The sequence below is a fragment of the Fodinibius sp. GM108 genome, from assembly GCF_058386985.1.
Map to the genome: position 1 here is coordinate 141515 of NZ_JBYEIR010000009.1, position 11502 is coordinate 153016.

The window sequence follows — 11502 nt, forward strand, 5'->3', positions numbered from 1 at the left end:
AGTTACTTGGAGTTGTGTGAGTGGCGATCACGGGGAATCACCATCAGCTCAGTTTGGCGGTCATCAATATACCAAACCGAATCGCCATCAAAAAAGGCGTCTTCCTCCAGCATAATGCGAATATCTTTGTCCCATTCCGGGATGTTGACTGTAGCATTTAATTCGATGGAATGAGCTGTGTTGGCATACAACGGGTAATCCCCTTTGCCGGGTACGCCATCTTGTTGGTCCCACATGCCGATAGCCGGTCCTGCACCGTGTCCGTGATAACCAATAGGATGAGTATATATACTAGGTCGAATCCCTTCATTTTTTGCTTCCTGTAGCGATGCTTTCAGAATTTCATTACCGGAAAGTCCTTCCTCAAAGTTTTCCGTTAGAATATCTTGCAGCCGGTTTCCAACTTCGAGTGCATCTTTAAGTCCCTTTGGAGCGTCGGTTTCACTCCGCTTGAGCACATAGGCATGTTGTTGGGTGTCAGTATTTAAGCCGAGATAGGTGATTCCAAAATCAACGTGCAAAAGATCGCCGGGCAGTATAATATTTTCATCCGGTCGTTGGGAAAAATTCTCCAGAAAGTCAGCTTCCGCCTCATCGCTGCGCTGTACTGACACTGAGGGATGAAACCAAGCCGTGAAGTTCAGTTCCCGAATCCTATCACGGAACCACCATTCTACATCATTGGTAGTGGTTACGCCGGGCTGGATAGCTACTTCCGAAAAGCCTTCGGCAATGATACTGTGAGCAATGCGTACGATCTGGGGATAAACCTGCATTTCGGCATCGGTGCGTGTTTCCAGCCATCCTATTGCCAGAGGTTCACCGGATATGATGCGGTTGTGGTAGGTAGAGGGTAAGACTTCTTTGAATTCCTTCATTTGCGTGTGAGAAATACCGTCGGCCAGGGCAAAATCGCTGGAGTAGTTCAATGCAATGGTCTCAGGATCACGTTCTTTAATTATTTCGGCCAGACGCTGCCATTGGTCGGGCTGCTCTTCGGGATCCCAGGCACTTTCAAAAAAATCTCCAATGTTATATCGGCTTACGGCCAAACGCTCGACATCATTATCGGTTCGATGAAATACCAGCACAGTTCGACGCCGGGCTGACTGCCAGGTTGCGGGAAGCATAGAGTGTATCACGGGATCTTCATTATATTCCCGGGCGATGATGACCCACATGTCAATGTCTTCACGATCCATCAGCTCCGGTACAACTGTTTCCAGTCGGTCAGCCAGCCAGTTGTTCTGAACTTCGGCACGTTGTTCCATCTCCAGAATGGCAGGAGAATTGTTTTGAGCAGCGCCGGGTAAAGCAATTAAAAAAAGAAATATTGACAGGAGTATTTGCTTGGCAAAGTGGGTCATAAGTAATATTATTTAGTAATAGATTGATCATAAAATATTAATGTGGTTTATATTGTCAATACTTGATCTGTAAAGTTAATTAAATTGAAATGTAGCACCGCGTTTGCGGATGCCTAGTAGTTAAAAAAAGAGTAATGGAAACAGCGACGGAATTTAAGATTCAGAAAGTTGAAAAAAGCAGGGTTAGTAAAGTAGATTTAGACAATCCGGGTTTTGGTCGTGTATTTTCTGATCACATGTTTGAGATGGAATACCGCGATGGGCATTGGCAGCAGCCGGCGATTAAGCCTTATGGTCCGATTGAAATTACTCCGTCACTAAATGTACTTCATTATGGGCAGTCCGTTTTTGAGGGAATGAAAGCCTATTATGTGGATGAAGAGACAATTAACTTGTTTCGTCCTGAAAAAAATTACGAGCGGATGCTTCGTTCTTGCGATCGTTTGTGTATTCCTAAAATAGATAAAGAAACATTTCTTCAGGGACTTGCTCAGCTTATTCAGCTTGATTATAGGTGGGTGCCGAAAAAAGAGGGGAATTCCCTTTACATTCGTCCATTAGCTTGTGCTTTTGATCCGGTTATTTCAGCCAGTATAGCAAAAACTTATCGGTTTTATATTATTACTTGTCCGGTAGGATCCTACTACAACAGGCCGGTAAAACTGACTACTTCCCAAAATTATGTACGTGCAGTAAAAGGTGGTGTAGGAGAAAGTAAAACGGCCGGAAATTATGCTGCCAGTTTTTATCCAGCCCAAAAAGCCAAGGAAAAAGGTTACGACCAAGTTCTCTGGCTTGATGCTATCGAACATAAGTATGTTGAAGAAGTGGGCACAATGAATATCTTTTTTGTGATAGATGGGGTGCTGGTAACCCCAAAATTGAGTGGAACTATTCTTCCAGGTATTACCCGTGACTCAATAATTCAGTTGGCTCAACATTGGGGGATGCCACTGGAAGAAAGAAAGGTTAGCATTGACGAAGTAATGATGGCTGGACGTGACGGTACACTTGAGGAAGTGTTCGGCGCGGGCACGGCCGCTGTAGTTGCTCCGGTAGATGAAATTCATCATGATGGAGAATCAGTGACTTTTGATCTGGAGAGTCGCGGACCTGTGGGGCAAAAGTTTTATGATGCGATCACCGGAATCCAAACCGGGAAGGAAGAAGATCCCTTTGGATGGTCATATCCTATTAACGTGCAGTAATTTCTGATCCGTGATGCGTAATGCGTGATTGGAGCTATATTTGCGCATTATGCGTTACGCATCATCAATATCCTTTCTCTCGATCTACCGTGTTTTTAAGTTCCATTCCCGAGAGTGCCCGCTTATAGTTTTCAACGATCTGATCAGCCACCTCTGCAGGTTTGGTGATGCTGGCAACATGAGGGGTAATGATGATCTTATCCCGATTCCAGAATGCATGCTTGTCGGGCAGGGGTTCTTCAGAAAACACATCAAGCCAGGCACCTTGTAAAATATCACTGTCAAGGGCATAGATCAGGTCCTCATCTACCAAATGTTCTCCGCGTGCAACATTAATAATCCATGCCGGTTTATGTAATTGCTTAAAAAGTTCAAGATCCAGAATATCTTCGGTTTCGGATGTCAGCGGCAAAAGACAAACCAAGACTTGAGATTTATTTAGAAAACCTATCAGCTCTTCGGTACCGGCATAGGTAACAATATTTTTGATATCCTTTTTAGATCGTGTCCAGCCCGAAACGTGATATCCTATCTGAGATAGATGACGGGCAACCGGTTCACCTAGTTTTCCCAATCCCATAATGCCAATATTGATTTCATCTGCCAATGAATGTTGATGAGCCTGCCATTTTCCGGCGTCACTCTGGCGGATATAATGCACAAAATTGCGTTGGATGCTGATAACTGCTCCCAGTATATATTCGGTCATCTGCTGGACCAGCGATGGGGCTACAACACGGCAGATATCAACCGATTCTGGCAATGATTCATCTCTAATCAGATGGTCGGCACCCGCACCCAGAGATGATACTGCTTTTAGATTGGGAAAACTGTCCAGCAGATGTTTGGGCTGTTTCCAAGCAACGGCAAACTGAACGCGTTCCTTTTCTTCAATCGCTGGCCAAATATCAATCTCAATATTTGGGTCAACATCGTGTATAGCTTGTTCCCATTCAGCGAGTTCGCGGTCGGGAGCAATGAGTAAAAGAGACATTATGTTTTATACTTGTTCTATTTGTTGATGCCCAACAGTATAAGAAAGCAATCTGTGGTTTGCTAAGGCGATAATATTCTTTTCCCTTTCACCCTCAATTAAATTGCGATGCAGTTTGAGCCTTAGTTCCCAGTATGTTAAAGATTAGTCATTTACTTTCGACTTACATGCTATGGCGGTAATAGGTTAGAGCAGGCTGGTTTTTTACCGAACTATTGAGTAAGGAGAAGGGAATTACAAAAAATAGGTTCTTATAGGTGAGATTAATTGCTGTGGTGGTTATCACAATCTTGAGCGATTCTTAGTCCATCGTAAAATAAAAAGGCCCCTCTGAAACCAGAGGAGCCTTTTGATTTAATTAGCAGTACTAGAGTTAATTGACATCCCACCAGAGTGGTGTGTCAATTCCCGTTGTTAAGCCTTGGGCCTCAATAGCTGCTTCATAGTTTTCTTTGTTCAGCTCGCCTTCCTGAGGTGGATATCCGTGGCGTACCGGTGTTTCACCACTCTCGTTAAGCGGCGGACTTACCAGCGGCCACAGCTCGGGCTCATCAAATCGGCGCCATTCGGCCCAAGCTTCAAAGCCGAGGGGAAACAGGGCGATCCATTTTTGATAGCCGATCTGTTCCTTCCAGTTATTACTGTCATAGGCGATGTCCGGCTGGTTATAATAGGCTTCTACATCTTCTTCGCGGTTCCACTGCTTCCATGACGCTTCGATACCAGCTTCATAGTGTTCTTGTGCAGTGCCTGAGACATTCCAGCCGCGTTCATTGGCCTCTGCCAGCAAGAAGTGTATTTCTACTTCGGTAATAATCGGCAGCGGTCGATCTTGCTGATCATTTACGTCATAATCGGCGTAGACCGGGAACGAGATTTCGCTGTTCGGAATGTCGCCGGCGTTGGCATCGCCGTAGGGCATGCCTACCACTTCGTCAAAACTGTCGACCACTCCATTGCCATTATCCTCATCCGGGGCCGGAAGGGCAAAGGACAGCAGGCGATAGTCGTCGTATTTTTTCATGGTATCGGCCAGCGGCTCAGAAATCGCGTAGTCTGTCCTCGTTTCAAAACGATCGTACCACGGATTTTCGTTGTTTTGAGACTGCAGGTATGGATACATCACGTTCTCGGAGATATATCCACTGCTTGCCGCATCTTCAAAATGCGACTGGGCTGTAGATTCATCCACATCGGCGATACGCATGGCCGCTCGCATGCGCAGACTGTTGGCAAATTCACGCCATTTGTCCATGTCGCCGTTGAACAGGATGTCTCCTTTAACGGCCGCACCGCCATCCATCTGTCCGACGGCTTCGTCAAGCTCGTTGAGCAGATCATTGTAGATATCCTCCTGGCTGTCATAGGACGGCCGTAGTTGACTCTGTCCCTGCAGCGCTTCTGAGTACGGGATATTGCCCCATCGGTCAGTCATAACCTGGAAGAAATACGCCTTGAGAATACGGGCTACCGCAATCTGATTGGCGTTGCTTCCCCCTGACAGTACTTCGCCGGCCGTTTCCTCGTTAGAGTTCAGGTCGATGATCGTCTGGAGGTTGGTTAGTGGCTCCGTATACCAGTTTTCAAAGTCAAAAGTAGATGACGAATACCGCGAGGCATCCGTGTACTGCGTTGATGAAATATACTGTACATAGTATGTCGGTGTAACATTGGCGATAGGCCCCCAGTTTACACCTATATCACGTTGAGCTTCGGTCAACAGTTGGGACGTTTGTGGCTCAGATGGATTGTTCGGATCCACATTGGTAGACCCGAAGTCATCGCAGCCCCAAACGAGTGCCAGAAATAATACAAGTATTAGTGGCTTTCTCATAAAGTAGTTGGATTTTTGGTCAAAATTCATAGTCATCACCTTGTCTCCTTAAAAGTTTACGTTCAGCTTCATTCCAACCGAACGTGTCGGCGGCATTTGCGCCCCTTCCCAGAAGGAGAATCCTGCAGCTCCGTTCTGGATGGAAGAAGGATCAAGGCCGTCTACCGAAGAGTAGAGCAGGGCAGCGTTGTGTACAAAAGCAGTTACGCTGGCACGGCTAACCGGCAGACGCTCAAGCAGTTGAGGCGAGAGGTTGTACGACACGCTTACATCACGAAGTTTCAGGTAGGTCGCATCGTAGGTATAACGTTCTTTGTTAAAGAAGTTATTTACCCAGTGCGGACGCCCGTCGTAAAGGTGTTGTACCTCGTTTCCGTTTTCATCAACGCCTTCTACGAGAAAACCTCCTGAATTTTCGTGAGCATCAGCCAGTGGAATCCAGTCTCCGCTAATGGGATCACCATTTGAATCCAGCAGCGGATCACGGGCGGGATTTCCAAGCACGTTTTCTCCGACGGTCTCGAGCCCAAGTCCGGAGTAGTTGTTAAACTGCTTGGTGAGCGAGTAGAATAGTCCGCCGTGCTGGTACTCTAAGAAAGCACCGAAATCGAAGTTCTTGTAAGAGATGTCCAATCGGGTACCACCTGTCCAGTCGGGCAGGATGTGACCCAGATCTTTGTCCTCCAATTGATAGTGTCCGTTCGATGCCGGATCAGTATTTACAATACGGCGTCCCTGTTCATCGGTAACATAACCGCCATAACTGCCTTCGGCTCTTGCTACGCCAAACTCTTCGCCTTCGCGGGCGTACAGCGACACGCCAAAGTATGCATATTCAAGCGATCGCGAATCAAGGCCTTCGGCCAGCTCTTCTACGCGAGAAGTATTGGTTGCCCAGTTTACGGTCATATTAACATTCAGATCCTGGGATTCTACGATAGCTCCATTAACAGAAGCTTCAATACCTTCGCTGACAAATTCACCGGCGTTAACCGTAACCTGTTCATAACCGCTGGTGGGTGATACGTCCAGCTGAAGTACCTCATCGTTACGCACAGACTGATAGAGGTTAGCATCCAGACCGAATCGACCTTGGAAGAATCGCATATCAAGTCCGAGTTCGTAGTCGGTAGATACTGAAGCGATCAGGTTGGGATTAGCCAGCGTGTTAGGAACATCCATAGCTGGCTGACCTCCGTAAGGATCCTCGACATCGTAGGTTTGCGTGATTTGATAAGGATCAATCTCGTCACCTACTTGCGCAATAGAAGCCCGGATTTTACCGAAGCTAAATACATCCGATCCACTGAACGGTCCGAGTTCAGAGAAGACCAGACTGGTTGAGAAACCATAGTACAGATTAGAATTGTCATCTGCTGGCAAGGCTGAAGACCAGTCATTTCTCATAGTAGTCTCCAGATAAACCATGTCCTTCCAGCCAAAAGAGGCTGTACCATACAAAGACCGAACTTCCTTCTCTTCTTTGTAAGTACTGACGTCTGGCCGGTCATTTGACGCCGCTATGTTAAAGTAGTTAGGTGTGGAAAGGCCGCCCGAGGTAGCCTGTCGAGAACTGTTATATTCTTCCTGGCGGATATTTCCTCCAAGGAAGGTTTCCACAGAAAAGTCCTGGAAGTCCTCATTATAGTTCAGCGAGACCTCATAATTGTTTTCCTGGCGACTGCGCTTTTGCATCATATACCAGTCGGTTTCTAACCCGCCCGAAGCAATACGATCTTCGACCGTAAAGTCATAGAAGTCGGTGTGGATTTTCCCTTCAACAGAAAGGTTGTCCGAAAGTTTATATGACATACCGACATTTCCGAACACACGGTCGCGTTCGTCTTCGGATATATTTTCCTCAACCGTAAAGAAGGGGCTGTCCCAGTAGAGCGGTCTCAGATTTGTATTCGACCGGATGTTCCAGGACGCCAACGTACCGTCTGGCATGCGATAGTTACGCAGCTTATCCATATCAAGCTGTCGCTGGAACCACTGGTTGAACGACTGTACAGGGTTACCCTGTGCAGGGGAATATCCCTGGGTTGGTCGATTGCGACCCTCTGTATTGGTATAACTGATGCTTAGATTAGTAGACAGTCGATCGCTTACCTGAAGATTACCTCTGAAGTTCAGGTTGTTCCGGTTTAATTCGGAATTGGGGAACACACCCTGCTGGTCAAAATTTCCAACTGACAGGCGATACGAAGCATTTTGTGCTCCTCCCTCGATGGCCAGGCTGTTTTCAAATTGAACACCTGTATCAAAGAAGTTGCGTACATTATCTGGATTAGACTCCAACGGAACTGTTTTCCCATAGTCATCTTGTCCGTCACCCGTGAAATCACCGTGAAACCAAGACCACCAAGGACGATATTCCTGCCCTTCGATAGGAGGTCCCCAACTTTCGTCGGCTTGATAGTTCAGGCCGGGATAGGTCTGTCCATCTTCGGGATCAGTGTACTGTACAAAATCCTGGTTATATCCACCAGCATACTGGTTTTGGTACTCCGGAAGTATAGAAACACGGTCAACAGATACTTAAGAAGAATAGCTTACTGACATACCGCCACCTTCTCTAAGACCGCCTTCTTTGGTTTCAATGACTACAACACCATTCGAAGCACGGCTACCATAAAGTGCAGAAGCGGCAGCACCTTTTAGAACCGATACCGATTCGATATTGTCCATATCCAGATCGGAGACAAGGTTGCCGTAATCACGACCTCTGGCTGAAGCTGAGAATGATTGGTTGTTAATCGGCGTTCCATTCACCACAAAAAGTGGCTGGTCATCAGACAGTCCGTTTATACCACGGATACGAATTTTGTCTGATCCGCCAATGGCTGCTCCGGCTGATTCTATAACTTGCGTGCCCGATACTTTACCGCTAAGACTACCAACAAGATTGTTATCATTGGTTTGGGTAAGTTGGTCACCGCCGACCTGTTGAACAGAATAGCCGACCGACTTTGTCTCACGGTCAATACCAAATGCGGTTACAACAACATCGTCTAAGCCAATTGCAGATGGTTCCATTTCAAATTGAACTGTAACAGTTTCTCCGGCATCCACCGTAACTTGCTGTTCCTGGGTGTTAAACCCAACAAAAGAAGCTCGCAACGTGTATGTGCCAGGTGGGACATCGTCTATGACGAAGCTGCCATCTGGTTGAGTGGATGCACCACTATTCAGCTCAGCAATGACTATATTAGCACCCGGTAGAGATTCCCCGGTTCCTGCATCGGTGAGCGTACCTTCAATGACTCCATTCTGAGCAAATGTTGTTGCTCCGGTAATCAGAGTAACAACAATAACCCCCAGTATGGACCTGAGTAACTTTTTAATCATAATCTGGTATTTATTTAGTTAAGGTTAGTTTATCCATCCTTCATGTAATAAAAGATGCTATCACGTAATCTTTAATATTCAAAAATTACATGATATGATGAATAAGCCGCTTTGTAATAAATATTATAAGCATGCGTTAAATAAGGATAATTAATAAAAAAACTCAATCTTTTATTTTTTTTAGATATAAAATAAAAGAAGCTTGAAGGCTGCTCGTTTTAGTATTTATATTATTCAGAGGAAGCCTTTCTCAGGAACTAGAGAATTATAATTACTTCTTTTTCCTTTGTTGTACTAAGTAATTACTGTGGATAACGTCCCTATCTAGAACACATAATCAGGTTCATTGAAGCCTCCCTTACTTGCTGATATTTTTGTGCAGTTCGAAAGTTATCTGCAAAAAATTCAGAGACAGAGAGAATAATATTTGTCTCAAACAGGCATTGGTTGAAGATTCTTATCCTTTTCAGACACGATAAAATGACAGATACCTGATCAATTTATATTTTTATAGGAATAAGATATGCACCTGTAAATAACTTTTCGCAATGGATCGACGGTTAATCATCACGTGTGAACACGCCGGTAATGATGTGCCCGAAGAATATCGCCATTTATTTAGAGATAAACCCGAAATGCTGCAGACTCACCGTGGCATTGATATTGGTGCTTTGGAGCTGACCAATACAATCGCTGAAAAGATGGAGCAGGAGGCTTATCTGCATAAGGTTACACGCTTGTTGGTTGATCTCAACAGGTCAGTCCAAAGTCCGGTTCTTTTTTCCGAGTTTACACGAGAAGAATCCCTGGATATTCGGGAAGAAATATTCAAAAATTATTATCAGCCACACCGCAAAAGAGTAAAAGACGAAGTCGAGGAAGTTACATCTCACGGTGAACAGGCAATACACATAGGCGTACATACATTTACTCCTTTTTGGAAGGGACGGCGGCGTAAGGTTGACGTGGGCTTTCTGTTTGATCCTGCCAGGAGTGATGAGTTAAACTTTTGTCGCGGGTGGCGTCGCGAATTAGATAATAGTACAAATGGATTAGTTCTGAAAATGAACAAACCCTATCGTGGGACGATGGATGGTTTTACTACCTATCTTCGCAGAAATTATACAGCAGACGACTATATAGGAGTAGAGATTGAAGTAAATCAGCGATTTACTGATCGGTCTTTGGAAGAAGAATGGCAAAAACTACAGATAAATATAGCAACTTCATTGCAGAACGCACTTGAAAAATTCAGCTGAACCAATCTTCTATATTATATTCATTAGTTGTAGGCTTTTGAAAGGTAGCAGATTCATTTCATTTTATATTCGTTTCTCCAATCCAATAATTATTCCATTGTGCTAAAAATTCAGGAGCTAAGATGGAAAATCCTTTTATTTGATTTATAATTAGAAAGCTAAATTTCCAAACAATTAGTGACTTTGAACACTGATGAAGACAGATCCTTCAAAAGCCCAGCCGATTGCTACTTATAAAAGGGATGCGCTGTTCCTATCTCTTGCTGGCATTTTCCTGACTTCACTGGTACTTGGTAATGTAATTGGCACTACTAAGTTTGTTACTCTTTTTTCGGTCGAACTTTCCGACTGGATGCTGGCTCTGGTGCCAGAATTAATACGCGATAACAGTATATATACGATGAGCGTACCTGTCGGAGTCATTGCTTATCCTTTCACATTTTTAGCTACCGATCTATTATCAGAATTATATGGGAGAAAGAAAGCCCAACTGGTTGTTTGGGTTGGTTTCTGGATGAATGTTTTTATGCTATTTTTGATGACAGTAAATCACTGGTTGCCTAATACCGGAGGTGTTAGCGGAGGGCTTCAGCTTTTTGATGGCGTCTATGAGTTTATGGTGGGGAATACTATCGCCAGTATGATTGCTTATCTGGTTGCTCAGACGGTAGATGTGCGCCTCTTTCATTTCTGGAAAGATCTGACAAATGGTAAGCATTTATGGTTGCGAAATAATGCATCGACTACTGTTAGTCAATTGGTAGATTCCACGACAATTTTATCCATCTTATATATAGCCGGAAATCTTGGTGAAGAAATTGATACTATCGGCAAACTGATTATTCTTATTCTGAATTCCTATCTCTTCAAATTCTTTTTTGCTTTATTCGACACACCACTTTGCTATTTGGGAGTAAAATTATTTCAGGATTATGAGGAAGACCCGAGCGGAAATAGTTTATTTGATTGATTGTCAAGAGAAGCTGTAATAATTGAATTTCAAATTCGTGTAGCAATCAATTGCCCTTATAGTGTATATTAAGATGATATCACTTGAAATGAATAGTATCTCTAGTTGAATTTATACTGCAAAAGCAGTCCCTCGCACAGTGGAAAAAATATTATATCGTAATTTGCAGTTGATATTCTGAAATTGAAATTATTTCAAAACGATGTGAGGAAAAAATATCCCGTCCATCTTTCTTAAATAGGTTTTATGCTGGCAGGGACTAAGGGGAAAAATCTTAAAATTTATTACAGAAAAGTATTGACACGAATAGGGTATAATCCTTACATTAGGAATCCAATTTAGAAACGGGGTTGAACCCAGAAACAACATGAGTTCAACCCCGTTTTTTGTCTCTTAGAGAAGTGTTAAAGGAGGCACGGGACTTGTTCTTTTTACTTACTGAGAACATACAGACGATCGCACGTCGAGCCCTTGTCGCCCCGAGTATTCGGGGTTAGATAAGAATTCTTGATGCAGGCC

General features: G+C 44.3%; 8 protein-coding genes. 3 read left to right on the plus strand and 5 right to left on the minus strand.

The features are described 5' to 3' along the window. Window positions 1-2 precede the first annotated feature (2 nt). Window positions 3-1367, minus strand: a complete 1365-nt coding sequence (locus ACT3ID_RS16255) for a M24 family metallopeptidase (protein WP_491543111.1) — start codon at window positions 1365-1367, stop codon at window positions 3-5. A 134-nt stretch (window positions 1368-1501) separates the two neighbouring features. Between ACT3ID_RS16255 and ACT3ID_RS16260 the strand changes: the two genes are divergently transcribed. Further along, window positions 1502-2575, plus strand: a complete 1074-nt coding sequence (locus ACT3ID_RS16260; protein WP_491543112.1) for a branched-chain amino acid aminotransferase — start codon at window positions 1502-1504, stop codon at window positions 2573-2575. Window positions 2576-2639: 64 nt separating this feature from the next. Here ACT3ID_RS16260 and ACT3ID_RS16265 read toward each other — a convergent pair whose 3' ends face one another. From ACT3ID_RS16265 to ACT3ID_RS16280, 4 genes are all read right to left on the minus strand, one after another. Further along, the gene (locus tag ACT3ID_RS16265; protein WP_491543113.1) at window positions 2640-3569 is read right to left on the minus strand and encodes a 2-hydroxyacid dehydrogenase; all 930 of its coding nucleotides are present in this window, start codon (window positions 3567-3569) and stop codon (window positions 2640-2642) included. Between the two features lie 373 nt (window positions 3570-3942). Then, on the minus strand, window positions 3943-5403 hold the full coding sequence (locus ACT3ID_RS16270; protein ID WP_491543114.1) for a SusD/RagB family nutrient-binding outer membrane lipoprotein: 1461 nt from the start codon (window positions 5401-5403) through the stop codon (window positions 3943-3945). A gap of 48 nt (window positions 5404-5451) precedes the next feature. Further along, window positions 5452-7704: a SusC/RagA family TonB-linked outer membrane protein gene (locus ACT3ID_RS16275; protein ID WP_491543115.1), complete on the minus strand. Its 2253-nt coding sequence runs from the start codon at window positions 7702-7704 to the stop codon at window positions 5452-5454. A gap of 240 nt (window positions 7705-7944) precedes the next feature. Then, complete coding sequence (locus ACT3ID_RS16280; protein WP_491543116.1) at window positions 7945-8754, minus strand: beta-sandwich domain-containing protein; 810 nt, start codon at window positions 8752-8754, stop codon at window positions 7945-7947. Window positions 8755-9302: 548 nt separating this feature from the next. On the opposite strand from ACT3ID_RS16280, the gene ACT3ID_RS16285 reads away from it, so the two are divergent. Together ACT3ID_RS16285 and ACT3ID_RS16290 are read left to right on the plus strand one after the other, a co-directional pair. Then, entirely contained in the window at window positions 9303-10013 is a 711-nt protein-coding gene (locus ACT3ID_RS16285; protein WP_491543117.1) for an N-formylglutamate amidohydrolase, read from the plus strand. Window positions 10014-10206: 193 nt separating this feature from the next. Continuing rightward, on the plus strand, window positions 10207-10983 hold the full coding sequence (locus tag ACT3ID_RS16290) for a queuosine precursor transporter (protein WP_491543118.1): 777 nt from the start codon (window positions 10207-10209) through the stop codon (window positions 10981-10983). Window positions 10984-11502 lie beyond the last annotated feature (519 nt).

Coding starts and splice junctions, on each gene's coding strand:
- ACT3ID_RS16255 (WP_491543111.1), bottom strand. CDS start 1,367: ATGACCCACTTTGCCAAGCAAATACTCCTGTCAATATTTCTTTTTTTA.
- ACT3ID_RS16260 (WP_491543112.1), top strand. CDS start 1,502: ATGGAAACAGCGACGGAATTTAAGATTCAGAAAGTTGAAAAAAGCAGG.
- ACT3ID_RS16265 (WP_491543113.1), bottom strand. CDS start 3,569: ATGTCTCTTTTACTCATTGCTCCCGACCGCGAACTCGCTGAATGGGAA.
- ACT3ID_RS16270 (WP_491543114.1), bottom strand. CDS start 5,403: ATGAGAAAGCCACTAATACTTGTATTATTTCTGGCACTCGTTTGGGGC.
- ACT3ID_RS16280 (WP_491543116.1), bottom strand. CDS start 8,754: ATGATTAAAAAGTTACTCAGGTCCATACTGGGGGTTATTGTTGTTACT.
- ACT3ID_RS16285 (WP_491543117.1), top strand. CDS start 9,303: ATGGATCGACGGTTAATCATCACGTGTGAACACGCCGGTAATGATGTG.
- ACT3ID_RS16290 (WP_491543118.1), top strand. CDS start 10,207: ATGAAGACAGATCCTTCAAAAGCCCAGCCGATTGCTACTTATAAAAGG.